Origin of the sequence: Nocardioides aquiterrae (assembly GCF_039526625.1) — a bacterium.
Lineage (GTDB): Bacteria > Actinomycetota > Actinomycetes > Propionibacteriales > Nocardioidaceae > Nocardioides > Nocardioides aquiterrae.
In genome coordinates, this window is sequence record NZ_BAAAJE010000015.1 from 207,975 (window position 1) to 234,884 (window position 26,910).

The 26,910-nt window shown below is 69.8% G+C and carries 20 protein-coding genes; 13 read left to right on the forward strand and 7 right to left on the reverse strand.

The genetic code is table 11. The annotated features are described in order from the left end of the window. Positions 1–3: 3 nt before the first annotated feature. The 11 genes from ABD086_RS15280 to ABD086_RS15330 all read left to right on the forward strand — a co-directional run bounded on the left by ABD086_RS15280 (position 4) and on the right by ABD086_RS15330 (position 15,498). The gene (locus ABD086_RS15280) at positions 4–3,150 is read left to right on the forward strand and encodes a VldE C-terminal domain-containing protein (RefSeq protein ID WP_343908424.1); all 3,147 of its coding nucleotides are present in this window, start codon (positions 4–6) and stop codon (positions 3,148–3,150) included. A gap of 88 nt (positions 3,151–3,238) precedes the next feature. After that, the gene (locus tag ABD086_RS15285) at positions 3,239–3,841 is read left to right on the forward strand and encodes a hypothetical protein (RefSeq protein WP_343908425.1); all 603 of its coding nucleotides are present in this window, start codon (positions 3,239–3,241) and stop codon (positions 3,839–3,841) included. Beyond that, the gene (locus tag ABD086_RS15290) at positions 3,838–4,125 is read left to right on the forward strand and encodes a hypothetical protein (protein WP_343908426.1); all 288 of its coding nucleotides are present in this window, start codon (positions 3,838–3,840) and stop codon (positions 4,123–4,125) included. Before ABD086_RS15285 ends, ABD086_RS15290 begins: the two co-directional genes overlap by 4 nt. After that, a complete protein-coding gene (locus ABD086_RS15295) occupies positions 4,122–5,585 on the forward strand; it encodes a type IV secretory system conjugative DNA transfer family protein (protein ID WP_343908427.1) in 1,464 nt (487 codons plus the stop codon). Before ABD086_RS15290 ends, ABD086_RS15295 begins: the two co-directional genes overlap by 4 nt. Beyond that, complete coding sequence (locus ABD086_RS15300) at positions 5,582–6,289, forward strand: hypothetical protein (RefSeq protein WP_343908429.1); 708 nt, start codon at positions 5,582–5,584, stop codon at positions 6,287–6,289. The genes ABD086_RS15295 and ABD086_RS15300 overlap by 4 nt, the downstream gene beginning before the upstream one ends. 476 nt (positions 6,290–6,765) lie before the next feature. Further along, positions 6,766–8,577 carry a KAP family P-loop NTPase fold protein gene (locus tag ABD086_RS15305; protein ID WP_343908430.1) on the forward strand — a complete coding sequence of 604 codons (1,812 nt, stop codon included), beginning with the start codon at positions 6,766–6,768 and terminating at the stop codon, positions 8,575–8,577. A 382-nt stretch (positions 8,578–8,959) separates the two neighbouring features. Further along, on the forward strand, positions 8,960–9,400 hold the full coding sequence (locus ABD086_RS15310) for a hypothetical protein (RefSeq protein WP_343908431.1): 441 nt from the start codon (positions 8,960–8,962) through the stop codon (positions 9,398–9,400). Then, complete coding sequence (locus ABD086_RS15315; RefSeq protein ID WP_343908432.1) at positions 9,397–10,695, forward strand: hypothetical protein; 1,299 nt, start codon at positions 9,397–9,399, stop codon at positions 10,693–10,695. Before ABD086_RS15310 ends, ABD086_RS15315 begins: the two co-directional genes overlap by 4 nt. Continuing rightward, positions 10,692–11,468 (forward strand): TatD family hydrolase, encoded by a 777-nt coding sequence (locus ABD086_RS15320; RefSeq protein WP_343908433.1) that lies wholly within the window; start codon positions 10,692–10,694, stop codon positions 11,466–11,468. The genes ABD086_RS15315 and ABD086_RS15320 overlap by 4 nt, the downstream gene beginning before the upstream one ends. An 11-nt stretch (positions 11,469–11,479) precedes the next feature. Then, complete coding sequence (locus ABD086_RS15325; RefSeq protein ID WP_343908434.1) at positions 11,480–12,805, forward strand: DUF6884 domain-containing protein; 1,326 nt, start codon at positions 11,480–11,482, stop codon at positions 12,803–12,805. Beyond that, positions 12,802–15,498, forward strand: a complete 2,697-nt coding sequence (locus ABD086_RS15330) for an ATP-dependent DNA helicase (protein ID WP_343908435.1) — start codon at positions 12,802–12,804, stop codon at positions 15,496–15,498. The genes ABD086_RS15325 and ABD086_RS15330 overlap by 4 nt, the downstream gene beginning before the upstream one ends. A 21-nt stretch (positions 15,499–15,519) precedes the next feature. Here the strand turns inward: ABD086_RS15330 and mobF are convergent, their stop codons facing one another. Further along, the gene (gene mobF / locus ABD086_RS15335) at positions 15,520–21,438 is read right to left on the reverse strand and encodes a MobF family relaxase (RefSeq protein WP_343908436.1); all 5,919 of its coding nucleotides are present in this window, start codon (positions 21,436–21,438) and stop codon (positions 15,520–15,522) included. A gap of 313 nt (positions 21,439–21,751) precedes the next feature. Here mobF and ABD086_RS15340 point away from each other — a divergent pair, with 313 nt between their 5' ends. Both ABD086_RS15340 and ABD086_RS15345 read left to right on the forward strand, forming a co-directional pair. Beyond that, entirely contained in the window at positions 21,752–22,138 is a 387-nt protein-coding gene (locus ABD086_RS15340) for a hypothetical protein (RefSeq protein WP_343908437.1), read from the forward strand. After that, positions 22,119–22,646, forward strand: a complete 528-nt coding sequence (locus ABD086_RS15345; protein WP_343908438.1) for a hypothetical protein — start codon at positions 22,119–22,121, stop codon at positions 22,644–22,646. Before ABD086_RS15340 ends, ABD086_RS15345 begins: the two co-directional genes overlap by 20 nt. A gap of 61 nt (positions 22,647–22,707) precedes the next feature. Here the strand turns inward: ABD086_RS15345 and ABD086_RS15350 are convergent, their stop codons facing one another. The 6 genes from ABD086_RS15350 to ABD086_RS15375 form a co-directional block, all read right to left on the reverse strand. Next, positions 22,708–23,061: a hypothetical protein gene (locus ABD086_RS15350; RefSeq protein ID WP_343908439.1), complete on the reverse strand. Its 354-nt coding sequence runs from the start codon at positions 23,059–23,061 to the stop codon at positions 22,708–22,710. Continuing rightward, positions 23,058–23,309, reverse strand: a complete 252-nt coding sequence (locus ABD086_RS15355; RefSeq protein ID WP_343908440.1) for a hypothetical protein — start codon at positions 23,307–23,309, stop codon at positions 23,058–23,060. The genes ABD086_RS15350 and ABD086_RS15355 overlap by 4 nt, the downstream gene beginning before the upstream one ends. Next, positions 23,306–23,608, reverse strand: coding sequence for a hypothetical protein (locus ABD086_RS15360; protein ID WP_343908441.1), 303 nt, complete (start codon positions 23,606–23,608; stop codon positions 23,306–23,308). The genes ABD086_RS15355 and ABD086_RS15360 overlap by 4 nt, the downstream gene beginning before the upstream one ends. Further along, the gene (locus tag ABD086_RS15365) at positions 23,605–24,072 is read right to left on the reverse strand and encodes a hypothetical protein (protein ID WP_343908442.1); all 468 of its coding nucleotides are present in this window, start codon (positions 24,070–24,072) and stop codon (positions 23,605–23,607) included. The genes ABD086_RS15360 and ABD086_RS15365 overlap by 4 nt, the downstream gene beginning before the upstream one ends. Positions 24,073–24,149: 77 nt before the next feature. Further along, positions 24,150–25,154 carry a DUF932 domain-containing protein gene (locus ABD086_RS15370; RefSeq protein WP_343908443.1) on the reverse strand — a complete coding sequence of 335 codons (1,005 nt, stop codon included), beginning with the start codon at positions 25,152–25,154 and terminating at the stop codon, positions 24,150–24,152. 112 nt (positions 25,155–25,266) lie between these two features. After that, positions 25,267–26,844, reverse strand: coding sequence for a ParB/RepB/Spo0J family partition protein (locus tag ABD086_RS15375; protein ID WP_343908444.1), 1,578 nt, complete (start codon positions 26,842–26,844; stop codon positions 25,267–25,269). Positions 26,845–26,910: the final 66 nt, after the last annotated feature.

The window sequence follows — 26,910 nt, forward strand, 5'->3', positions numbered from 1 at the left end:
GTCATGAAGAAGCTGCTCCTCGCGGGACTGCCCGTCCTGATCATCTTCATGGGGCTGCCGTTCCTGGTGACGCTGATGGTGGCGATGACGACCACCGCGGCCGCCGAGTGCCGCACCCAGAGCAGCCAAGGCACCGCGCCCACCGAGCTCGGTGACCTCGGAGCCATCGACGGCCCGGTGGGCGGCCCGGTCAACGGCAAGATCACCTTCGCCCAGGCCAACATCCCGCGCCGCTCCGGCCTCGACGGATTCCGGGCCTCCATGCCCAAGGTCCTGTCCAAGAACCCCGAGTTCGTCACCCTCAACGAGGCCAGCGGCTGGAGCCTGGAGCAGATCGAAGCCGCCGCTCCGGGCTACTCAGCCTTCCGGGTGGCCGCACCAGCCGGCACCGGCGCCGAGCAGGCCATGGGCAACGTCGTGCTCTGGAAGAGCTCGACCTGGACGAAGGTGAACGGCGGACGGGTCCAGCTCGTCGACGACGACAAGACCTTCTACGACGGCCGCCCGGTCACGTGGGACCGCTTCGCGACATGGGTGATGCTGCGCCGCGCCGACGGCTCCGTGGTCTCGGTGGTCTCCACCCACCACATGACCAACCCGCACCGTTGGCCGAAGCAGCACGGCAACCCGCCGCTGACCCGGCCCCAGCAGTACGGCGCCGGAATGGACATCCTGCTGCAGCTGCGCAACTCGCTCGCCGCCCACGGTCCGGTGCTGATCGGCGGCGACATGAACACTCAAGCCTCCTACACCGACATCCCCTGGACGGCGGCCGCGAAGATGAAGGCTGCCGGCTACGGATGGCACAACCACGGCGTCGACTTCATCTTCTTCCCGCACCACCAGGGCGCCCGTCTCGAGCAGGGCTGGGACGGCACGATGGTGTCGGACCACCACTGGCTCTCGGCTCGCATCGCGATGAACGGCGCCGGCCCGGAGACCACCCCGGAGACCACCACCACGACCGGCGGGATCGTGCCCGCGGCGAACACCGCCCGGAAGGCCGAGCCGCCGGACGGCGACGTGCTCGCCCAGCTGATGCGCCTACGGTTCGCGTCCAACTACCCGACCATGACCGCCGAGCGGGCCCGCAACGCGATCACCATCGCCCAGGTCGCCCGCGATCTCGAGATTCCCCGGTACGGGCTGCAGATCGCGATCGCCACCGCGATCCAGGAGTCCAAGCTGGTCAACCTCACGGGCGGCGACCGCGACTCCGGCGGCCTGTTCCAGCAGCGCCCCTCGGCCGGCTGGGGAAGCCGGGCCGAGATCACCAACCCCGTCCTCGCGGCCCGAGCGTTCTTTGGCCAGGCCCAGCACACCGGGAACCCCGGCCTTCTCGACATCCCCGGCTGGCAGGACATGCCGCTCACCCAGGCCGCGCAGGCCGTCCAGATCTCGGGCTACCCCGACGCCTACGCCCAGTGGGAGGACGTCGCCGGCGACATCACCGATCTGCTCGGCGGCGACCTGCCGGACCTGCCCAACGCCGGCGCTGACGGCTCCACCACGAACGCCGCCAACTGCCAGGGCGAGACCGTCAACCCGATCACCGTCGGCACCCTCAACCTGCTCGGCGCGGGCCACACCGACAAGCCGGGGGAGCGGCCTGGCTACGACACCTGGGACAAGCGGCTGCCCGGGGCCATGCGCACGATCGAGAACGCCGGCGTCAGCATCGCCGGCCTCCAGGAGGTGCATGGCCCGCAGGCCAAGGCCCTGGAGAACCAGTACGCGGCCAAGTGGGGGATGTACCCGGCCAGCGGGAAGGCACAGAACCGGGTCATCTGGGACCGCAACGAGTGGGAGCAGACCGATGCCCGCCTCGTCGACATCCCCTACTTCGGCGGCAAGGACGTGCGCATGCCCCTGGTGCAGCTGACCTCGACGACCACCGGTCAGGTGATCTGGGTCTGGAGCGTCCACAACCCGGCCAACACCCAAGGTGACGCCGCCGGGCACCGCCAGGAGGCGCTGCGCCGCCAGCTGGCCACGATGACCGAACTCGCCGGCACGGGCACCCCTGCGGTGATCCTGGGCGACTTCAACGACGGCGAGGACGGCAGCAACGCCTCGCACTGTGCACTGACCCCTGAGCTGAGCAACGCCTTCGGCGGTTCTGCCGAGCCCTGCAAGAAGCCGAAGAAGGACGCGCCGATCGACCACGTCTACGGCGCGAACCTCACCTGGGCCAGCGCCGCGGTCGACAACAGCACCCAGGCCAGCAAGATCGCCGACCACCCGCTGGTGACCGCCACCATCGCCGGCAGCAGCGCCGGGTGCGCCGTCGGCTCCGGCACCGCTGAGGCCAAGTACAACCTCGGCCCGGTCAAGCCGCAGCTGACCCAGCTGGTCAACATCCTCGGCCCCATGTTCGACATCAAGACCGTCGGCGGCTACCGCGAGAGCGCTACCGACCCCAACGGCCACCCGGCCGGTCTGGCGGCCGACTTCATGGTGCCGCTCAACGCGGCGGGCCGCGCGCAGGGCGACCGTCTCGCCTCCTACGCCAAGGCCAATGCCCAGAAGCTCGGCATCGACTACATCATCTGGTACCAGCGGATCTGGTCGGTTGCCCGCGCCGGCGAGGGCTGGCGGCCGATGGAGGACCGCGGCAGCGCTACCGAGAACCACCGCGACCACGTCCACATCAACGTCAAGCCCGGCGCCTCGGTCCAGCCGGTCGGCCTCGAGGGCGCCTCCTGCAACGAGGTCGTCTATCCGGTGCCCGCGCAGTACGTCGGGACCGACAACCACAACTGGCACGAGACCGGTCCCTACTGGTCCAAGTGGCACACCGGCACCGACTTCTCCGCACCCTGCGGGACCACCGTCTACGCCGCCCACGCCGGCACCATCGAGATCGACACTACTCAGCGTTCCTGGGCTGGGCCTCAGCTGGTCAAGGTCACCACCGGCGCCGGGTCCCTGGCCACCTGGTACGCCCACATGCAGACCGTCACCGTGAGCCGGGGCCAGACGGTCGCCGCCGGCGAGCCGATCGGGCAGGTTGGCAAGGAGGGCAACGTCTCCGGCTGCCACCTCCACTTCGAGGTCCACCTCAAGAACGGCTCCATCTACGGCCCCGACAACGTCGACCCCTCGACCTGGCTCACAGAGAACGCATCACCCCCGAGCCGCCCAATCTGATGGCCGTGTGATCGCACCGGAGCCTTGACGGCACATAGGTGACCAGCGAGGCCCTACGACCCACGACCGCCTGGAGGTGGCCAGACCGATGCAGCGCGAGCGACGACGAGACCCCTACCCGTGGACCTGGGAGGTCCCCCTGGCGGTGACGCTGGCGACCCTGTTCGTCATCGTCGCCGGCATCCAGCTCGGCCGGTCAGTCGCCAACCTGGTCGCCGGAGCCGGATGGACCTGGCCCGACGCCAACGCAGGCGCGTTTCCCTCGCCCATCGGCACCGCCTTCTGGACCAGCCTGCCCGGCGTTCTGGGCGGCAACGCCGAAGCCGGTCTGCCCACCCCCGCTCCCGACGACCTGGCCGGCCGCGGCCTGGTCTGGGGCAGCCTCGCTCTGACCGAGCTCGCGCTGCTGGCGGCGACGATCTGGCTCGGCGTCTGGGCCTACCAGCGTTGGGGCCGGGGCCGCATGCGCGGCATGGCGACCGCAGCCGAGGCAGAGAAGCTGCTCGGCGTCACCCGGCTCCGCAAGGTCGCCGGCATCGTCCGCCCGGACCTCTACGGCAAGCACGCCCCCGGAGCACCGGCACCGGTCCAGCGCGCAGCCTGCGACCTCACCGAACAACCCGGCCCGCAGCTGGGCCACCGCCTCAGCCCGTGGCTCCTGGACGGCCGCCGAACGAAGGAACACCGATGAGCAACGAGACCCCACTGCGAGGTCGCCCGACCCTCCGAGGCCGCGGCCGCCGCCGGCTGGGCGGCATCATCTGTCGCCGCCGCGGACACCACCCCGTCCTCGTCGAGAGCCACTACTACGTGTCCACCGGACCGGTAGAGCTCGTGGGGGAGGGGCGCGACCTCCTGTCCGACCTCACCTTCCCGGTCCTCGGCCGGCGAGCGGAGGAGCGGCAGGGCCGCGAGGTGATCTGCCGCCGGTGCCTGGCTCCGTGCGGGGACACGATCCCGGAGGTGACGCGATGAAGCTTCGGTTCGACACCTGGGACGTGGGCTGGCGCATCGGTAATGCGCACGAGCCGCGAGGCGGCGAGTTGTGGGTGCCCTGGGACCGCACCGCCGGCGTGATCGGCCCGCAGGGATCCGGCAAGACCCTCGACCTGCTCACCCCGGCGCTCCTCGGCGCCCCGGGTGCCGCCCTGGTGACGCTGACGAAGGTCGAGGACCTGCTGCTCAGCCTCACCGAACGCTCCCGCGACAACCGGCCCTGCGTGGTGCTCGACCCCTTCGGCCTGGCCGAGGGCGTCGTCGACGAGCTGATCTGGGACCCGATCGCCGGCTGCGTCGACCCCAAGGTGGCCGAGCGGCGCGCCAAGGCGTTCACCGCCGGCACCGTCAAGGGAGCGATCACCGGCGGGGCCGGCGATGACGCTGCACGGTTCTACGCCGCCGAGTCCGCAAAGGTGCTGCAGGGTTACTTCCACTCCGCGGCGCTGACCGGCAAGACACTCGAGGACGTGCTGCTGTGGGTCGCGAACCCCGCCGCAGCCACCCAGCCGATGGAGATCCTGCGCCGACACCCGCATGCCGAGCCTTTCTGGCACGGCCTCCTGCATGGGGCACTGAACGGCGACGACCGCACCGCCGGCAACACCGTCACTACGGTGCAGCAGGCGGTGTCGCTGTTCTTCCAAGCCGACATCCGTCGCCGGTGCATCCCCAGCCCCGGCCATCCCGCCACGGACCTGGCCGACGTGATCCGCCGCCGCGGCACCATCTACCTGCTCGGTCGCGAGGACCCGTACGCCTCGGCCAGCCCGCTGATGACCGCCGTGGCAGAGCACGTCTTGGACACCGGGCTGCTGCTGGCCAACAGCTCCCCGTGGGGAGGCCGGCTGTGCCCGCCCCTGGTCTCGGTGCTCGACGAGCTGCCCTCGACCGCACCGCTTCCGACGCTGCGCACCCGGATGGCCAACGAGCGTGCCCTGGGGCTCTCGTTCATCTGGGCCGCCCAGACCCGTCCCCAGCTGACCAGCATCTTCGGCGAGCACGAGGCTCGCGCGCTGCTCGGCCTCACCAACACCCTGGTGATGTTCGGCGGTTCCAAGGACGTCGCCTTCAACCAGGAGATCTCCGACCTCCTCGGCCAGGTCCGGATCGGTCGACGCACCCACCGCGGCAGCGGCGGCGGTTACGAGGGCGACGACATCGCGATCATGCGGCCCGAGGAAGTCCGCCAGCTGCCCGAGCGCCAAGCCCTGGTGATCGCCGAGAACGGCAAGCCGATCATCGCCAAGCTCCACCGCTGCGTAGAAGGCAAGGCCGGCGAACGGCTCCTGGCCGACCAGCGAGCGCTGCGAGAGCGCCTGACCAACGACCGGCGCATGGTCATCACCCCCGAGGCCCGCGCCACTGCCGCGCTCGTCGAGGCCCGCCGCCTCGGCTTCGTCGACGACGAGAACGACCACACAAGGAGTGAACTGTGACCACCGAGCAGCAGGACCGCCGGGCGGCGGCCACACTGATGGTCTTACCGTTCCCCGTCGCCGGCGACCACGTCCGGCTCGCCTACCGCGAGCTCCACATCGCCATCAACGGCACCGAGGAACAGAAGAAGGCGCTGGGGAACCACGCGCTGCTGCCGCGGCCCTGGGAGCCGGCCACCTGCCTGGACCCCGAGTTGCGTCACGACCTGTGGGAGTGGCTCGAGGACGTCGTGATCTGGCTCAACCGCGAGTACACTTGGGACGTCTCCGGCCTCATTCCCAGCTGCTGGCCCGTGCATCCGCACCTGGTCCACGAGATCGCCGTCCTGGCCGACCAGCGCCGAAGGGCCGGCCTGGCGCTGACCAGCGACGCGCTCGAGGAGTGGCATCGCTACTGCCTGCCGGCGTTCACCGACCGCATGCGCAACAGGCTGCGCGCGCACTGCGGCGACGAGCACAACAGCTGGCCAGCCAAACCGCGCCACAAAGAGCACCTCGCCGACGCAAGCCGCCAGCGCCGCGCGAATACATTCGCCCACGACGTCGATGCGCTGCCCGTCAGCCGTAGGTCACACCAACAGTCACCGACACCTGCAGGCACGCCGCGGCTTGGCCTCGTCGACCTCGACACCGGCGAGATCCAGGACGGCGAGTCGGGCGGCGTCCTGCCGCGAACCCGAACCGAGAAGGGTCCTCGCAGCTGAGCGTCGAACGCGGCCAAGACGCAGGCTGTCTACGTGCAACCAAACTTCTGTCGGGCACATCTGTGCCGCGAATCTGTCGGCCCTCGCGGCTAGGGTCGGACATGCGACTTCAGGTCGAGCTCTGGGTCGCGACCGTCTGAGGTTGACCGTGAGGGGTTCGTTGGTGCTTGGGGTTTATCACGGGATCGGCGTGCACAGGAGAGTTGCCTGATGGCTCAGTTCGCTCTTACCAGTCTCGGGCGCCACATCTTTGGCGCCGCAGGTGTCCTCCAAGGCTCCATCGAGGCGTCGGCCCACAGGGAGTACAACTTCGGCATGCCCTTTCTCGGTGAGATGCGCCCAGATTTCGGGGTCTGGAAGACGGAGCTCGCTCGCGCCGCGAATCGACCCTGGACTGGAGAACCCTCATGAGCGAGGGCCCGAATCCTCTGTGGTCTGACGAGCCCGCTGGGCGAGATCTGCTCTCATTCTTGGCTGTGGCTGAGACGGTCACCGACGCTGTGCTCGATGACTCGCTCGATCCGGTCGCTCTTGGGCTGTCGGGCTCCTGGGGTGCGGGCAAGACCACCGTGCTCGAACTTGTGAAGCAGGAGGTCCAGCGGCGTGCTGAGGCTGAGAGCACCAAGGTGCTCGTGGTTGCGACGCAGCCGTGGAGCTACGACCCGACGGTGGGCCCGAAGGAGAGCCTCATCGCCGAGGTGCTCGATGCGCTCAAGGGTCAGATCGACACCAGCGTCGGCGTCGAGGCCCAGAATCTGCTGCTCAAGCTGACGAAGCGGGTCAAGTGGGCCAAGGCTCTCAAGATGGCGGCACTAACCTCGATCACGCTGCAGTTGCCGAAGGTCGAGGACGTGCTGGACCTCATCAACGAGGACCCGGTCGAGGGCGAGACGGAGCCAACGGAGCGCGGACTCGCCCAGTTCCGCGATGAGTTCGAAGAGCTCCTAAAGTCCGATGGGCTCAAGCACATCTCGCGTGTCGTCGTGCTTGTCGACGACCTCGACCGTTGTCTACCGGAAACCGTCGTCGAGACGCTTGAGGCCATCCGGCTGTTCTTGTCGGCCAAGGGCATGTCGTTCGTCATCGCGGCCGACGAGGACCGCGTGGCCGATGCGATCCAGAAGCGGCTTGGCAGTTCGTCAGATGAGCGGGGCGCCGGTGAGTCGCCCGCCGAGCTGTACCTCCACAAGATCGTCCAGACGACGATTCCCATCCCCGCGCTGAGCCAGTTCGACACCCAGGCCTACCTCTTCCTGCTGCTCGCGGAGGCCAAGCTCACTGCCGAGGCTTTCGAGGCCCTGGTTGCATCGACCGCTGACCTCCGGATGCAGGCCGGCAGCTTGGATGACCTCGCCCTTCCCGCTGACGTCGACCTCGCAGAGGAACGTGCCACCGCCTCGCGCCTGACGCCGCTGCTTTACGAGAAGTTCCGCGGCAACCCCCGCCGGATCAAGCGCTTCCTCAACGACCTCCACGTGCGCCAGTCCGTCGCATCGCGCCGCGGTATCTCGCTGGCGTCAGACGCCGTCGCCAAGCTGATGATGCTCGAGCGCCTGCTCGACGATGACTTCAAGACCGTCCTGGATTGGCTCGCTCAGACCAAACTGCGCGACCAGATGGATGCCCTCGACCGTGCCGCGAACGAGGCGGTGCCCGTCGAGCCAACCGAGCCCGCGGTGGAGGCGGACCAGACAGCACCCAAGAAGAAGGCCACTGCCAAGCCACCCGCGCCAGCTGCGCCGGCCTCGGAAGAGGCGCCTTTCTCCGACTCGCTCATCCGCTGGGCCAAGCTTCCGCCCAAGCTCGACGCCTCGGACATCAGCGGCTACCTGTACCTGGCTGCTTCCTTCGCCGGCATCGAGCTGGTGAGCAGCGCGCTGCCCGAGCGACTGCGCGATATTGCGAGTGCCCTGATGTCGAGCCTTCAGGTCGACCGCAATGCCGTGACTGACGAGGCACTCCAGGCCGTAAAGCCAGCCGACGCCCGGCTCCTCATCGCTTTCCTGGGCAGCTCGACCCGCGACCAGCCGTCGATCCAGAAGTTCTCCGTGCCGGGCATCCTGCGAGTCTCAAAGACACACCCAGGCATCGAGGACGCCGCGGTCTCGGCGCTGAAACTCCTGCCGCCAAGTGAGGTGAAGGTCGCAACCGTCATGCTCCTCAAGCCGGAGGCCGAGGCAACCTTCGAGCCGGTGCTGGGCGTCTGGGACGTCGGTTCGGCGAGTCGGCCGGTCCGCGAGGTCATCACGAAGGTGCGCCAAGCGTGGGGGACGCCGGATGGGAACTAGCGGGGCCTTTGGCGGAAGCGGCGGGAAGGACGCCAGCGATCTGCGTGAATCCATTGCCGACTGGCTAACGGGCACCCCTCCAGCGGCTCCCGCAGCCCCTGGAGGGGATGAGGCGCCGGGCGAGCCAGGTGGTGACGGCGGTCCTGACGCGCCAGGCGCCCCTGCGCCGGGTATTGATCTGCGGCCTGCCATTCGCATCCTGACTGGCCGAGGTGGCGGTGGCGACGGGCCCGGCGGGGGCGGCGGGGGCGGCGCAACTGGCAGCGGGGGAGGCGGGGGTCGTTCGGGCGGTGGGGCCCGGCGGTCTCTGGGTACCACCTCGCGTGCCGCCGGACGTGCGGGTGCTCTCGCCCACGCCTACGCCTCGGGTGACCGAGCCACGTTGGCTACTGCGGGGCTGAACTACGACGCCCTGCTCGCGCTCGGCGACATGGTCTCGGTTGGGACCAAGATCGTCGAGGCCGCCTTTGACACCCAGGCAGATAGCACGATCGCCGACGATGAGTCGCGCGCAATCGTCGCGTCCATCGTCGAGTGGATTCTGGAGGCCCCGGCGGACCAGACACCGTCGCCCGACGAAATCGTGCGGCGTTCCATCGAACTCATGATTGCGGACGTCACGCTCACCGAGGTCGGCGACCGCATCCGCGCCGAGCCCTCCCGCGAGAAGAGAGCCGAAGCCGAGCAGGAGATTCGCGACGCAGCCGAGGTCTACGCCAGCCAGGTCAAGCTCACCACCACGGGGGCGTCGGAGCAGGAGATCGCTGCCGCCATCGAGGGTGGCGTGCGCGAACTCGGCGAGATCTTTGGGGGCAGCGAATGACGCGCCTCCTGCTCACGATCGACGAGCAGACCGCCGCCGACGCTGACGGGTTCGACGAGGTGTTCCTCTGGACCCGGTCGACGACCTCGACCTTCACGGGCACCCTCGATCCACACCTCACCGCGTTCGGCTCGGTCCGCCAGCAGAACGTCGACTTCACCCGCATCGCCCTCGCGGTGTTCGCAGCGGACCGATCTGTCCGGCGCCAGGCCCGCGGCTCTGACTGGAACGCCCGCGACTTCGACCTCACCGTCGAGGTGGGCGATCCGAGCCAGTGGCAGCCACATGCCGAGGCTCTCGCTCAGGCCGTCGGGTTTCTGACTGGCGACCGCTGGACGTTCAGCTTCACCCGAGGGGCCCCGAACCAGGCGGCGGAGACCGAGCTGGCGCTCGACGAGACCGCCCCGGCCGCCACCATCCTGCTCAGTGGCGGTGCGGACTCGGCCGCGGGAGCCCTCCTGGCGGCCCTTGACCTTCCCGAGGGCTCGACGCTGCAGCTCGTTTCGCACTTCAGTGCGACCTCGATCTCGCCGTTCCAGAAGGATCTGGTCGGGCGGATCCGCAAAGCCGCGCCGGACATCACAGTCACGCACCGCCAGGCGAACCTCAATCGGACGGCCAAGCGCCTGGACGGCACCTCGTTCCAGAGCGAGCCGTCCAGCCGCTCCCGCTCGCTCCTGTTCCTGGCGCTCGGCCTCGCCGCCGCCGAACGTTCCGGGCAACCCCTCCTGATTCCGGAGAACGGCTTCGCCTCGCTCAACCCGCCTCTTGGCCCGGAGCGTCGCGGTTCGCTCTCGACGCACACCACCCATCCACGGTTCCTGAGGGACCTGCAGGATCTCCTCACCGCCGCAGGTGCCCACGGACTGATCCAGAATCCGTTCCAGGATCTCGCGAAGGGCCAGATGTTCAGCCAGGTCGCGGACCGGATCGGCAAGCCGGCCGCGTCCGAGTACCTCAGTGCAACGAACTCCTGCGCCCACACTGACGCGCGCTACAGCGGCGTCGCGCCAGGCTCTTCCTGCGGCGTCTGCTTCGGCTGCCTCGTGCGCCGGGCGTCCTTCCACGCCTCGGGCCTTGACGACACCACCGAGTACCTGTGCAACGACCCGACGAATCGCTACGCGACCTTCGTCGAGCAGAAGTCGATCGTCGAGGCCATGCACGACTTCGTCAGCCACGACCCCAAGCCCCGAATGGTCATGACGATGTCGCTGCCTGACGACTATTTCCCCGGCGCCGCCCTTGATCTCTGTCAGCGTGGCGTGGAGGAGATGAGGGCATTCCTGTCATGAGCCGCGCGCTCCCGCCACTCGACCTTCACGCGCACATCGACCCGACGATCGAGCCGCGCGAGCTCGAATCGCTTGGTGCGGTTGTCTTCGCCGCAACCCGGTCGACCGAGGAGTTCCAGCGCACCCGGCGCCGGTCTGACGCGGTCACCGTCTGGGGCCTCGGATGCCACCCCGGAGTGCAGGCAGCCCAGTCCAGCTACGACAAGGTGCGATTCGAGGCGCTACTCGCGAGGACACCCCTAGTCAGTGAGGTCGGGCTCGACGGATCCTCACGTGTCCCGATGCAGCGCCAGGTCGAGGTCTTCGCATCGATCCTCGCGCAGTTGGGGCAGACCCCGCGCCTTGTCTCTGTCCACAGCGCCCGCGCCACCAAGCGCACCCTCGAGGTGATCGAACAGTCCGGTGCGCGCGGCGTGATCCTCCACTGGTGGCTGGGATCCGACGCCGAGTCCCGCCGAGCCGTCGAACTCGGCTGCCTGTTCTCAGTCAACCGCAGCATGGACGTGGCGCGACTGCAGGCAGCCGGGGTGCCGATCACCTCACTCCTCCCGGAGACCGACCATCCCAGCGGCAACCGCGGCACGGATGAGCCACAGCAGCCCGGCTGGACCCTCGACGTGGAACTGGCGATCGCATCGGCCTACGGCACCACGCCGGAGGAGGTTCGGCTGCAGTTTTGGCGGACCCTCGTCGGCCAGGTCGACGAGCTCGGTCTCCTGAGTCTCCTCCCGCCGGTAGTGCAGGCCATGCTCGCCCACGCGCGAGAGAGGTAGGGACTGCCGTGGTGACCATCTCATTCACCCTGGCCCGCCGACTGTTCGATCTGTCCGATGACGATGTGCGCCGTCGCATCGCCCAGCATCGGCCCGATCCAATTGATCAGTACTGGGTTGAGATCGACGGTGAGCGCTGGCCGGTCAAGCAGGTCATGGCGCTCGCGACCGGCCTGGCCAAGACCGACTTCCAGTCGCAGAACAGCCGGCGTCTGCTGGCCAAGCTCGGCTTCGCGATCGGCAGGGGCAGTGCGGAAATCGCCGCTGCGCCGGTCAAACCGTCCTCGATCAGGAGCGCGCCCCGTCCTGCCCCCACGGTTGCGAACCCGTCGGCCGACGCCGTGCTCGTGGGCTGCGTGAAGAGCAAGCTCCCCGTCGGCGCACAAGCCAAGGACCTCTACACCTCCGACTACTTTGCCAAGATGCGCGCCTACGCCGAGGGCAGTGGGCGCCCGTGGTTCATCCTCTCCGCCGAGCACGGCCTGGTCAGCCCGGACGACTGGCTGGAGCCGTACGACTGCTACCTCCCCGAGATGGGCCGCGACTACCGCCGCACCTGGGGCCAGAAGGTCGCATCGCAGCTCGCCGCATTGCTCGGATCGCTGGACGGCCGGACTCTCGATGTCCACGCGGGATCGGCGTACGTGCGGTCGGTGCGCGAGGCCGTCGAGCCCCTCGGTGCACTGGTGATCGACCAGCTGGGAGGCCTGTCCTTCGGCCGGCGGTTGTCCTGGTACCTGCAGCAGGGCGCTTCGCGGCCTGAACTTCGGGACGTTGTGTTCCAGCTGCGCGATCCGTCCGGCGCGGTGTCGCTTGGTGACTTTCTCGCGACGCGGGGCGAGCACTTGCGGTTTCCGGGGATGTACAGCTGGTGGGTCGACGACGCCGGTGCCGACGATCTGAGCCGTGGGCTGGGGCACGCGGTTGGCGCCGGGTTGGTCTACGCCGGCCTCGCGGGTGCGACACGCAGGGGCGGCTCGACCTCGTCGAGCACGCTGTGGGAACGCATCGCCACCATGCACCTCGGCCGGCGCCAAGGGTTCTCGACGCTCCGCTGGAGTCTCGGCTCCATCCTCGCCAGCGCGCATGGTCTGCCCGCGATCGATGAGGTGGGACTGACGCAGTGGATGCATGCCCACCTGCGTGTGATCGCGATTCCTGTGGATGACCCAGACATACTGGACGACGTAGAAACAGAGATCCTCACCGAGCTGGACCCGCCGCTCAACCTGGCCAAGGTCAGCAAGACCCCGCTGCGGACGCGACTGTCCGCGCTGAGGAAGCAGTACGGGGGTGAGGGAGCAGGCACCGGTCACGGGAAGGGGGCAGCGACGTGAGTTCCGTCGACGAGCAGATCGAGAGCGCCGCGGACGCCATCTCGTCGAACATTGCCGCGCTGAGCCATGATCGCGCCCTGCTCGCGCAGAACATCCTGAGTCAGCTGCGCAACCTGGTCGAGGGCGTCGCGGTGCGGCTCCACGCCGGCCGCGGGGACGAGGAGTTCCGGTACGCCAAGGTGGCCGCGGCGATGGCCCACGTCAGTGCCAGCGGGAAGCTCAACTTCCTCAAGCGGTTCCACAAGCTGCTGCAGGTCAGCACGTCGCACTACACGATGGGCGGCGACCCCTCCGAGCGCCTGATGCTCAAGTACTACGACTACCTGCACCGGATCCGCGACGTGGCCGCGACGCGGTTCGGCATGACCATCCTCGCCAACCTCGAGGACTTTCCGGTCGACCTCGATCCGTCGCTGAAGGAGTATCACCGCAAGATCGCGGAGCGGATCGTGGCCGCGCGGGCGACGGGGCCTAGCCAGGCTCCGAAGAACCGCTACTACATCCACGCCGTCCGGCCGTTCTACGCGGAGGGGCACATCTACTACGAGGTGACCTTCTACAACGCGATGAACCACGTGAACAAGTCCGATCGGATCATCGGCTTCACGGACATCGACATCACCGACAAGTACGCGGCCAACCTGATCCTCGAACCCGACTCGATCCACGTGATGGGCCAGACGATGCCGATCACGATCATCCGGGAGTGGGAGGTCTCGATCCGCCCGTGCGAGTTCGACAACTTCGCCCGGATCTTCGACCAGCGTCACAAGACGTCGACCGGTAGCTCTGAGTACCGGAACCTGATGCAGTACCTGACAACGACGTCGTCGAGCCTGCTCGACATCATCGACATGGGGGACGCGCAGTACGACGCACTGAAGGCCTGGGCTACCAAGAAGTCGCAGCAGCCGCGGATCTTCCCGGTCCTCGACCTGGCGCGAGCGAAGATCCAGGCAAAGGCCGCAGGTCACAGCGTGCTGCGCTACCTGCTGCTGCGGATGAACAACCAGATCATCAAGCGGCAGTACACGCCGGATGCCTGTGGTGGGCTGTCGAACCTGAACCTCGAGTGGGGGTGCAAGCCGTTCGAGCGGATGCCGTTCTGCACGTCGCTCGTCTGGCACAACCCGCGCTTCTCCGATCTCGCCGAGGCCCTGGACGCCACCGACCGCACCCATGAGCTGCTGGCCCGCCGGGTGAAGACCAACGTCGAGGATCGCGGCATGCTCTACACGCCCGTGGCCGACCTCGCGAGTTTCGGCGACGTCGATCAGCTCATGGCGGACTACAACTCGAAGGTGTACTACAAGCACACCCACCGCAAGATGCTGAAGGACAAGGGCCACCTCTTCATCCGGGACTACGAGGACGGCACGGTCGCCATCATTGAGAAGCTCCAGCAGTACGCGACCGCCGGCATCGCCGGATACCAGGCGGCGGTCACCCAGTGGCTTGCCCAGACGACCCCGGCTCCGGACGACCCGATCAAGGTCCAGGCGCTCCAGGAGCTGTTCGTCGACTCGCAGGTCGCCCTGATCTACGGTGCCGCCGGCACCGGCAAGTCGACGATGGTCAGCCTGATCGCCAGCTACTTCAACGGCAACCAGAAGCTCTTCCTCGCTCACACCAACCCGGCTGTCGACAACCTTAAGCGGCGGGTCACCGCTCAGAACTCCACCTTCCGCACGATCAGCAGCCAGAAGGGCCGGGCGGCGGACACGACCAACTACGACGTCCTGATCATCGACGAGTGCAGCACGGTCAGCAACGCCGACCTCCTGAAGGTGCTCGAGCGGACGTCCTTCAAGCTTCTCGTGCTGGTCGGCGACGTCTACCAGATCGAGTCCATCCAGTTCGGCAACTGGTTCGGGCTCGCCCGATCGTTCATCCCGGAGACGGCGGTCTTCGAGCTCACGACGCCGTTCCGCACCACGAATACGGATCTCCTTGACCTGTGGTCAACCGTGCGCGAGCTCAAGGACGACATCGCCGAGACCCTGGCGCGCAACGGCTACTCGACCGTGCTCAACGAGTCGCTCTTCGACGCCAAGCGGGCCGACGAGATCATCCTCTGCCTGAACTACGACGGGCTGTACGGCATCAACAACGTCAACCGCTTCCTCCAGAGCAGCAACCCCAGTCCGCCGGTCGTGTGGGGCGCCTCGACCTACAAGGTCGGTGACCCGGTGCTTTTCTCCGAGACCGATCGCTTCCGGCCCGTCATCTACAACAACCTGAAGGGCACGCTGGTTGGGATCGAGACGTTCCCGGGCCGGATCCAGTTCGATGTCGCCCTGGATCGACCGGTCACGGCCTTCGACGTCGACGGCTACGACCTGCGCTACGTCAAGGACTCGACGGTGCAGTTCGATGTCTACGAGCGCGGCACCGGCGACGACGATGACGACTCAACCGCCGGCTCAGTGCCGTTCCAGGTCGCCTACGCGGTGTCGATCCACAAAGCACAGGGCCTCGAGTACGACTCGGTGAAGGTCGTCATCACCGACGCCAACGAGGACGACTTCTCGCACAACATTTTCTATACGGCCATCACCCGGGCTCGTGAGCATCTCCTGATCTTCTGGACGCCCGAAACCGAGCACGCAGTGCTGAGCAGCTTGAAGAAGCGTGCTAGCAATCGGGACGTTGCGCTGCTCTCGAGCCGTCGAGGACTGGCCCCTATCCCGTGAGGACTGCCCAGCGGTACCGACTTATCTCCGGCTCGCCGGCGGCGGTCGACGATCCAAGGGATCACTGGGCCAGGGACGGTTCGCCTTGGTGGATCGGGGCGTGATTGGAGCGTCGAGGTGCGCTGCGTCGCCGAACGGGATCTCAAGGCGAGAAACGAACCGGTAGCGCAGGTCGCGGGCGGGGCTGTCGCCCAGCGGCTTCTCAGCGACCAGGCCGCGCGTGGCGGCGTCGACGTCATGGCCCTGGTCGTGGGCTTCCTGCAGCATCGCCGCGGTGGCCGGCCAGTCGCCCTGCTCGAGCAGACGCGGGTCGAGCTCGCGGGCCAGCGGAGCCCACCGCTCGGCGGACGCCTTCTCGGCCGCGGCAACGAGGCGGGCGCGAACCTCGCTGCTCTTGTGGAGCTCGGCCAGCGCCGCCTTGCGCGGGTCGGCGTCCCAGGTCTTGACGGCGTCGCGCAGGTCGCGTTGCGCCTGCAGCTGGGAGAGCTGCAGGCGGGCCCGGACCTGGTTGACTCCCGGCTCCCAGGCGCGGCTGGGACGGGCCGAGAGGATCCTCATGGCCGCGACTCGCGCCTGCTCGGGGGCGAGGTTGTCGAGCCGCTCGGTGAGCAGCTGGTCGCCCAGCGAGCGGAAGGCCGGCTGGCCGCTGGCCACCGCGGCGGTGAGCGCTGCAGGCCCGCGCTGCGCGAGCAGGTCGGCGGGGTCCAGGCCGTCGGGGAACCGGGCGTAGCCGGGGTCCAGGCCGTGCGGGGTGAGCATCCAGAAGTCGCGCTCGGCCGCGACCTGGCCGGCGAGGTCCGCGTCGGTGGCCACGATCGGGTCGCGGCCCACCGCTGCCAGCTGGGCGGCCTGCTCGTCGGTCAGCGAGGTGCCGAGCGGTGCCACACCGAGGTAGAGGCCGTGGCTGGCGAGGGTGACCGCCACGGCGTCCATCGGGCCCTCGACGATCACTGGGACCGCGCCCTCGGCGAGGAGCTCGTCGACAACGCCGAACAGCTGGGCGCCCTTGTGGAAGAGCGGGGTGTCGGCGGTGTTGAGGTACTTCGGGCCGCCCTTGTCGGCGTCGGTGAGGTCGGGCCGGCGGCGGCCGACGAAGCCGAGCACTTCGCCCTGGTGGATGACCGGGAACATGACCCGGTCGCGGAACCGGTCGATGAGGCGACCGGTGCTGGCCTCGGTCGCGACCCCGGTGGCCACCATCTCGGTGTCGCTGACACCGCGGCCGCGCAGGTGGTCGATCAGGTTGGTCCACCCTGCCGGCGCCTGACCGGGGCGGAACCGCTCGTCGCCGGCGAGGTCGACTCCGAACCGACCGGTGAGGTAGTCGCGGCCCCACGAGTCGGCGAACCGGGCCTCGAAGAAGGCCTGCGCCATGTCGTTGATCTCGAGCATGTGCTCACGCGAGACGGGGGAGGAGTGCCACTCGTCGGCCCGCTGGTACATGAGTCGCAGGTCGGCATCAGTGGGCTCCAGCCGGCTGCCGCCGAGGTCGCGGATGTAAGCGGCCAGGGTGAGGTCGGGCTCGACGAACTGGTCCTCGTCGACGTCGATCGGGGCGCCGGCGTCGACGTCGACCAGGTGCTCGTCGACCGCGTCGACCAGGTGCTCGTCGTACGGGCCGGGCTCCTCGGCGAGCGGCCAGTCGGCCCAGTCGAGGTCGGTGGCGTGGTCGACGAGCGTCGCCGGGTCCGGCTCGATCCCATCCCAGAGGTCCGTGGGCGGCTCGTCGAAGTGGTACTCGTGCACGTGCTCGTCGGGGGCGGTCTCGAGCGCGATCGAGGTCCGCCAGACCAGCGCCTGGCACTCGTCGACTCCCTCCCAGCCGTCGCTCGGCATCGCCCGCCCTGCACCCAGCAGGGCCTCGACCTGCCACCCGCGCTGCACGCCGTGGTCCACGTTCGCCACCAGCGCGGGCCACCAGGTGCTGGCCTGGATGCTCGCGGCGCGCTCGGGACCGAACAGGTCCGCCAGCCGCGGCGTCCACTCGGTGGTGACGCCCTCACCGTGGGAACCGTGGCCGATCTGGGAGGCCACGGCCGGGGTGAGCTGACGGGCCATGCGCCACCAAACGGCCGCCGCGGCGTGCTCATCGGGCAGCGGCCCGGCCGGGTGGTCGGGGGCAGTGGCAGTGCGCAGCAGCTGGTGGGCGGTAACGCCGGCGCGAGACATCGCGGCCAGGCGCTCGGCGAGCAGGGGGGTGAACTCGTCGTCGCGGACCTGTGGGGCGAGCGAGTAGAGCAGCTGGCGCCATTCCTTGAGCGCCGGCGTGTGGTCGCCGGTGACGGCGCGGTTGAGGCGGCGCTGCCAGGTCGCGGAGGCCTTCTGCAGCTGCGGCGCGCCGGTCGGGCGCCGGTCGTCGGCCGGGACCTGCATCGCGGCCCGCCAGACCTCGACGTCGGCCACCGTGGCGGCCTCGGGCCGCAGACCGTTCTGCGCCCACACCGGCAGGGCGCCCTCGTCGGTCGCGCGGGTGTGGACCTGCTCGGCAAGCTGCTCGACCAGGTGCGCGCGCTGGGAGAGGTAGGCACCCCAGTGCGGGTCCTCGGCCAGGCGGGCCGGCACCGCGGGCATCCACGGCAGCGGGCCGGCGCCGGCGTTGCGCAGGCCCGAGGCGTCCAGGCGCCAGTCGAGTACCGCGGCGCGGTCGTGCGCGCTCTCCAGCTCCCGGTCGCTGGCCGCGGCCCGGAGCGCGTCGACCGGGTTCTCGCCGGCGGCGCCGAGCAGCAGCAGGTGGGCCCGCAGGGTCGGCCAGGCAGAGTCCTCCGAGAGGCCGGGGACGAGCGTCTCGACAGCGTTGTCCAGGGCGTCGACCACGTTGACCGGGGTGCCGTCGGCGCCGGCGATCATGTCGTGGCGCAGGAGGTCCTCGGCGGCGACGTAGAGGCTGTCGAGGTAGCGATGGGAGGCCTCGCCGAGCCGGGTGGCCGGGTCGGCCTGCTCGCGGATCAGGCTGGTCGCGGACCGCTGCGTGTTGTCGCGCGCCAGCATCGACTCGAGGATGTCGGTCGGCGTGAGCGGCCGGATCAGGGTCGGGTGGATTACCGAGTGCGGGTCGCCGTCGCCGACCACCTCGAGGTAGACGTGGTTCGCGTGCGCGCCGCGGGTCATCATCGTGTAGAGCTGCTGGCGCGACTCGCTGCCGGTGGCCAGGCCGTGCATCGTGTCGGCGGTGACGCCCTGGGCGGTGTGCACGGTGCACGCGTAGCCGAGCTCGGTGGACCGGGCTACGTAGTCAGCGGGCAGCCGCACGGTGCGGCCGTGCTGGGTGTGCTGGACGGTCAGCTCGCCGCCGTCGTGGATCTCCAGCACGTTCCAGCGGTCGCCGTTCTTGACCCAGTCGGTGGCCGAGGTGCGCAGGCGACGGTCGTTCTCGCGGGTGATGATCAGCTCGCCGATCGAGGCCTCGTTGCCGTCCGCGAGACGGCGAACCGGGCCGCTGGCGGCGACGTCGGCCGGGTCGATCCCCTCGAGCCGGTGGGCGCGGGCCTGCTGGTTCAGCTCGCTGACCAGGTCGCGGGTGGGGGCGAGCATGATCGAGTCCAGACCGGCGCCGCGGTCGGCCTGCCAAGCCGCGAACACGTCCTCGGTCATGGTGGCCAGGTCGCCGACGTGGACGCGGTCGCGGTCGAGGTAGAAGCCGAGCGACTCGGGCTTGCCCTCGCGCAGCGCGAGCGAGGCGGCGCCCTCGGCGGGGTCCTTGAACCGGACGAGCTCGGTCAGCTGCAGCGCTCCGTGGGTGGCTATGATGTCGCGCAGCACGCCGCCGGCGCCGATCGCGGAGAGCTGCTGGTCGTCGCCGATCAGCCGGACGCTGCCGCCGCGCTCGAGGATGTAGGAGACCGCCGCGTCCAGCGAGAGGGTGTCGGCCATCCCGGCCTCGTCGATGACCACGAGGGTGGAGGAGTCGATGCCGGCGACCCAGGCGGGCATCGCGGCGCCGGACTCGCGAGCCTGCTCGAGGGAGTGGGTCAGCTTGGCCAGGGTGTCCGTCTGGGTGTCGATCTGGGAGCGCAGGGCGTCCGCGGCCGCCGCTGACGGAGCCAGCCCGATGATGGTGCCGCCACCGTCTGCCCAGGCGCTGGCCAGGGCTCGCATCGCGGTGGTCTTGCCGGATCCGGCGGGCGCGATCGCCAGCTGCAGTCGAGCGCCGGAGGTGGCCACCTCGCGGACCAGCGTGGCCTGTCCGGCGTTGAGGGTGATGCCGTTGGCGGTCGGCTCGAGCAGCGCCAGGTCGACCGAGGACGCCTCGACGGCGTACCCGTCGTGGCGGCCGGCGGCCTCGACCAGGCGCTCCTCGGCGGCCAGCACCTTGCCCGAGGTGAACAGCTCAGCGCCGCTCTGGGTGTAGACCGAGGCCCCGTCCGCTCGCCGCAGCTCGACCGGTTCGCTGATGGTGTCCCAGGTGCGGGCCATGCTCACCGAGCGGCCGTCGAGGACCTCGCTGACGAGCAGGTCGACGACCTGGGTGACCTGGTTGGTGGGCACGTTGGCGCCCCGGACCTGTCGCTGGGCTTCGGCGTAGACATGCCAGTACTGCCAGGTGCTGCGACCGCCCTCCATCGTCGCCACGATCAGGTCGGTGGTCTTGGCGAACCACGCCGAGTCGGCCAGGGAGCGGGCCGCGCCCTTCGGCTTCAGCGCGCCGTCCACCATCTGCTTGACCCGCTGCGGGGTGCCCAGTACCTCGATGGCCTCACGGCTCCAGGTCTCGCGCTGCTCGGCCAGCGACCGCGGCTCGTGCTTGGCCTCGCGGGTCTCCAGCGTCGCCTGCTGGGACAGCTGGATGGTCTCCACCGGCGTGGGCGGCCGCCCGTGGGTGGCCTGGAACGCGGCTGCGAGGACCTTGCGGCGGTCCTCGACGTTGGCGCGGCGCTTGGAGAAGCGACGGTTGAGGTCGGGGTCGACGCCGACGATTTCGCGCACAGGCCGCTTGCGGGCGTCCTCGTTCGGCCGCTCCTCGAACCGCACGCCGAGGGCGTCGACCAGGTGCCGCTCGAGCGCGGTGTTGTAGGTCTCCGACGCGGAGACGACCGCCTTGTGCAGCGGTCGGCCGTCGATGGCCAGCCACTTGCCGTCGAGGGTCTGGACCTTGTTCGCGACGGCGACGTGGGTGTGCAGGTCGGGGTCGCCGGAGCGGGAGTCGCGGTGGGTGAACGCGGTGGCCACCAGTCCGCAGACGTCGACCTGGCGCACGCCGTTGGTGCCGCGGCGGGTGAACAGCGCCTTGGACTCGATGAAGCCCAGGGCGTCCTTGACCGCCGCCTGGTGGGCCCGCTCGATCACCGCGGCGGTCTTCGGGTCGGCGATCGCCCACAGCACCGAGACGCTCTTGACCGGGGAGAAGGTCAGGTCGTAGCCGGCCACGGCGTTGGTCTTGGGGCGGGAGTGCTTGGCGATCGCGGCGGCGAGCTCGCGGGCGTCGGTGGGCTCGCGGCCGTGCTCGGCACGGAAGAACTCGGTGCCGACCTCGGTGCGGATCTTGGCCCGGTCGGCCGCGGGGACCGGCCAGTCACCCGGCAGGCCGGCGGCCTCGTTGAGGGCCGCGATGCGCTTGGCGACCTCGATCCGGAAGGGGCTGATGTCGTTGTCGTAGACCTTGTACGGCGTGCCGAGCTGGCGGGCGGTCTTGTAGTCCGCGTCGGTCGGCCGGTCGACGCCAACGCGGCCGATGCGCAGGTCCAGGTCCTTGGTCCGCTGGGTGGCCAGCGGGTGGTGACCGGAGCCGAACAGCGCCTGCATGTGGTCGGCGGTGACGATGTCGCCGGCGTCGAGCCCTTCGAGTCCCTCCATGCCGGAGCCGACCCACACACCGGGGGTCTCGCCCTTCTCGGTGTAGTAGCTCGCCAGCCCGGTGTGGCCCTTGTCGGTGGCGTCCATCGCTGCGACCTGGCGGGTCAGGTAGTCGTACCCCGACCCCGCCGTCAGCTTGTGGAGGCTCATCGTCACGGTCACCTACGTGCGCGGGGGTGTGCGGTGCGATCACTTCCGGCCGGATTTTTGATGTGTTCTTTCTATTCGGCAGACCGAGAATGCAAGAGGTGTGTGGCACTTGGGAGGTCGCGGAAATCTGGGGGGACGCTGAGGGATGTGGGTGACGGCTCGGGCGTCGGGTTCGGACTGGCTGAGGTGGGCGGGGCTGGCTGGGGTCGAGATTGGCGGATTCGGAAGGTTTCTTGGCCGGTGGTGATCGCACAGGGACCGGGATTTGTCGTAGGTGACTGTCAGAGTCCATGTCGACACGAGTGAGGACCGAATGAGTCAGCAGACGATCAAGCAGCAGGCGCGGCGTACGGCGCGGGAGATGGCCGAGAAGCGGCGCAAGGAGCGCGAGGAGCGCGAGCGCCGGGTGATCGACCTGGCCGAACAGGTCATGGTCGCGATCGGTGAGCGCGACGCGGCGGTGGCCGAGACCGAGAAGCGCGCCGGGGATGCGCTGCGGGAGTTGACCGAGGTCGAGGGGCTGTCACTGAGCGAGGCGGTCGAGTGGTGCGGCGAGACGATCACCCTGCGGGAGGCGACGCGGCTGCGGCGACTGGCCGCACCGGACGGCAGCGCGGAGGCTGAGGGCGGCGCTGCCGTCGAGCGGGAGCCCGACGCGGCGGCCGGGAACGGGGGAGCGGGTGCCGGTTCGGCGGCTTGATGACGCCGGCCTCGCGGCGGTCGCGGCGGCGCTGGCGGACCCGGCAGTGATCACGCGCTACCGGGCGAAGGTCGCCACGGTGCCCGGCAGTGAGTGCCTGTGGTGGACCGGGGCCGTGGCTGGCCGGTCCGAGCGCGAGCGCACCGACGGCGGTGGCCATGGCCGGTTCTGGTACGCGCCGGGGCGGGTGATCATCGCCCACCGGTTCGCGTACGCGGTCATGCACGGCGTGGACGCCCTCGCGGAGGCGCGGCTGCTCGGGCACCGCTGTCACAACCCTCTGTGCCAGCGGATCGCGCCGGAACACGTCGTGGTCTCGACGGCACGCAAGAACCGGCAGGAGTGGGCCGTCCAGCGGCGACTGCCCTACAGCCCGCTGGCCGACCCGCGTGGGCCGCGTCGGCGGGCGCGGGAACTGCGAGACCTGGCGCGTGAGGACCCGCAGCTCGTAGCCGACGACCTCGCGCGGCTCCAGGAGTTGCTGGGCGAGCAACTGACCCTGTGGTGACCAGCCAGACGCAGAAGGCCGCCCGCGCCGTCGAGAGTGCGGGCGGCGTTGCGGTTGTTGGTCAGGCTGGCTCGCCGTCGAGGAGGCGACCGAGCGTCTCCCACAGGTCGAGGTAGCCGTCCGCGTCCTCGGGCGACTGCTCGCCCCACTTGGCGTGAAGAGCGCGGATGCGGTCGAGCCGGTCGAGCCGGTCGGGCAGCGCGGTGCGCGCGGCGGCCATGAACTCCACGTCGGCGGCGTGGCCGGTGGTCTTGAGGCCGAGCCGGTGATCGTGGCCGGTGTAGTAGGCCACGAGGATGTTGTCCGGGATCAGGGCGTCGGCGGCGGTGGCGCGGATCTTGTCACCTGCCGGAGTCCACGTGCCGTGGGTGGCGCGCTCCTCCAGGGCGCGGAGCGTGGCGTCGTCGTCGCTCATGCGGGCTGGTCCTCCCGCGCGGTCGCGGCGGCGGGGTCGAGCCGTCCGGATGCGGCGGTCGCCACGGCGGTGATCCGGGCGGCCAGTGCCCGCAACTCGGCGGGCGTGCCCTGGATCGCGACCACGTCGTCACCGGCCAGCGTCAGGACCGGCTGGCGGTGCTCACCGGCACCCACCCAGTCCTCGCCGGGGGTGAACACCTGGACGCTGGTCTCTCGGGCTGCCAGCCACTCGATGTGCGCGCTCACGGGGTCACCTCGGCGGGCGCGGTGCCGATGAGGCGGCGGAAAGCCTCCACCTCGGCCTCGAGGGAGAACAGGCGGCGCCGGTGCTTGTCGCTCTCGGCGGCGACCTCGCCCAGGACCGTCGCGAGGCCCTCCAGGAAGGCCACGACGGCGTCGGCGTCGACGGCGGCACCCATGGCGACCCACGGCTTGGGGACGCGCTCGGTGGCGGCGTAGGGCATCGCGGTCATGGCGGCGAGGATGCGGCGCTGGTCGCGCTCGCTGATCACCGTCGTGGTTGAAGCTGTGTCGTGGTCGGTCATGACTGCTCCTGTTCGGTGGTGGTGCGGTGCGTGTGCTCGGCGTGCAGGGCGTCCAGCGCCGTAGCGACGCTGGACAGGGCGGCGTCCAGGTGGGTGCGGGCGGTCTCGGGGGTCCAGCGGCGTACGTCGCGCAGCCGGTGCTCGATGACGATCAGGTCGCAGGCCGTCTCGCTGAGGGTGTGCTGGTCCTTGGCGGCGCTGGCCTCGACGTCGGCGGCTGCGCCGGTCGGGGTGTTGTCTCGTTTCGCGATGGTGACGAACTGGTTGAGCGGCAGGGTGCGGCCGCCGAGGACCAGGGCTGCGATGTGGACCTTGCGTCCCGCGCGGCCGGGCTCATCCACGGTCACGGTGGTGATAGGGAGCGCAAGGCCGGTGTCCTCGTCGACCAGCGTGTCGGTGGGCCGGAGTTCCCATGCGCGGACCTGTTCGGTGGCGAGGTCGGTGTGGGCGGTCGTGTTCGACATGGCTCCTCCTTCGGTTGGGCCGGTGGCGGGCCGGACTCGGGGTCTCAGCCCGCCACCGGAGGAACTTGGCGTGACGGTCAGGCCGGGGCGAGCGCTGTCCAGGCGCGGCGCTTGATCCGGTCGGGGTCATCGCTGGTGAGAACCCGCGTGGCGCGGGCGGCGTGCTCGTCGCCTTTGGTGCGGACCGGGGCGTAGTGGTCGACGTACTCGGCCACGGCCTGGTAGCCGGCCCACGCGGTGTCGCGGATGCCTGCCTGCGTCTCGGCGTCGGAGAACAGCCAGTGCAGCCGGGAGCGGCGTCGGCGCTCGGTCTCGCGGACTCGCTTGGTCGCGTTGCCTTCGGTCTTGCCGAACGTGGCGTCGATCAGGGCGTCGAACGCGGCGTCGGTCATGGTCTGCTGGATCAGCCGCTCGGCCTCGACCTGGAACGCGTCAACGTAGGTGAACGTCAGCCCGAGCGCGTCGCGGGCGGCCTGCACGGCGGCCTTGGCGTTGCGGGTGTGCCGGATCGAGAACGACGACTCGTGGTTGCGCAGGGCCGCGCTCTGGGTGTTCGCGCACACGACGCGAACCGGGGTGACGAGGATGCGGAACGCGCTGGACCCGTCGTGGCTGTTGAGCGCGGCGATGTTGAGGTCGACGCGGTCGGTGCCGCCGACCGTGAGCGAGTCCGGCAGCTGCATCGTGATGAACACCTGCCGACCGCCGCGCAGCGACCCGGCGGTGTCGAAGATCGCGCCCGACTCGTCGGCCAGCAGGTTCAGGAACTCGGCGTGGTCCTCGTTCTGCAGCGGGGTGTAGCCGCCGCCGACGACGCCGAGCGCCTCGGGTGCCCCGGTGAACGGGTTGGTCCGCACCGTGGCGAAGCCGGGGACCTCGATCGCGGTGACGCCGCCCTCGCTGACCTCGGCAGTGGTGAGCGGCAACTTGCGGACGTCCCAGCCACCCAGGTGGCCGAGCCTCATGGCCTCCTCGGCGGTGAACGCGCGGCCGCGGACGGTAGTGCCCAGGCGGTGCCAGGCGTCCTTGCGGGCGAAGACGGCTGCGGCCTGCGTGCCGTGGGTCTCGATCTCGTGTGACATGTCGGGGTCCTCCCGGGTAGCGGAACAAACGAACTGAGTTCATTCTATGGTTTCTATTCCACTCAGGGGCGGTTCTCCACAGGGAGAACCGCCCTCGGGGGAGGGGAGCCGATCAGGCGGCGCTGTCGCTGGCCTCGGCGTCGTCGCTGTCGTCCTCGGTGCTCGACTGCGGCTCCTCGCCGAGCAGGATCCGCTCGACCTCGCTGGGCTGGTAGCCCCACTCCACGAGCGCGCCGAGCACGCGGGCGTCCCACGCGGTCGGGTTGCGCCACGAGTGCTTGCCGGTCGTGGCCTCCCACGCCGCGACGACGGCGGCGAGCGTGGTCATGGTCGCCGCCTTCGGCGTGCTCGCCTTGGTGGCGATCTTGTGGCACTCGTCGTGGCCAGCGCCGTAGTAGCCGCTCGGGACGTCGATCCCGAGCAGCGTGAAGAGCGTCGGGTGCCGGTGGTCCATGGCCTTGCTCAGCGAGTGGTGGCCGGTGACGACGGCCTCGCAGATCAGGGCCTCGGCGCCCTTCGGGGCGGTCTTGCGGGCAACGAGCGTCGCCAGCCACTCCCGGCGCACCGTCTCCGCGCTCGCCCACGCCTTGTTGTTGGCGATCACGCGGCGGCGCTCCTCCCGCCGGGCCTCGGCCTCCTCCTCGCTCTCGCCCTCGTCCCCGCTGTCGGTGGTGGTGGTGCCGCCGGACCCGCCGCCGCGACGACGCAGGCCGGAGGAGTCGAGGTCGGTGACGACCCAGACCGGCACGTACTGCTGGTAGGGCTCGGCGGGCTCGTAGTCCTCGGCCTCGTCGTCGGTGCCTTCCTGGCTCTCCTCGTCGTACTCGTCCTCGGGGTAGACCCACTCCTTGACGACGTGGACGCGAGCGCCGGGAACGTTGGGCCACTCCTCCTCGGGCAGCGGCTCGTCCTCGGCGGTGACCAGCCGCTCGATGCGCAGCACCTCGTCGGCCTCCGCGACCTCCTCGGCGCTCAGCACCGGCAGGCCCTCGGCGCGCAGCCGCTCGACCTCGGCGGCGTCGGCCTCGCGCTCGGCTGCCTCGTCGCGCAGCCGCTGGGCCTCGTGTGCGAGCGAGCGCCGCCACCGCTTGGTGCTTTCCAGGCGCTGGACGGCCTCGGGGTCGTGCTCGAACTCGGCGAAGATCGCGGCCTCCTCCAACGTCAGGTCACCGGAGTCGAGCCGGTTGCGGGTCTGGTCGGCCTTGGTGACGGCCAGGGCGGCGTTCACGGTCGGGCGGTCGATGCTGGTGCGCTTGGCGATCTGTGCGGCGCTCACGCCGAGCAGGGCCAGCTGCTCCACGCCTGCGACGATCTCGGCCTCGCGCATCCCGGCGCGGTGGATGTTCTCGACCATCTGGTCACCGATCCGGTCGGCGTCGTCGGGCTGGGGAACGACGCGGGCCGGGATCAGGCCGGTGGGGGTGCCGACCTCGGCAGCCGTCACGGTGCGGCGCTGGCCGCGCAGCAGGACGTGCTGGCCGTCCTCGTTGCGGTAGACCGTGACGGCTTCCAGCACGCCGCGCTCCTTGATCGACTTGCGGAACTCCTTGTGGTCGGGGCGCAGGTCGGTGCGGACGTTGGTGCCGATGATGATGTCGGCGGGGTCGAGGTGCGCGAACTCCTCGGCCTTGACGGCGGTGGTGGCCTCGTCGGCGGCGGTGTCGGCGGGGGTCTGGATGGTGTCGGTCATGCTGCGGTCCTCCGTGAGTAGAATAGAAAGAACTGACAGGACTAAGTCTCCCAGCGGGGACCGACG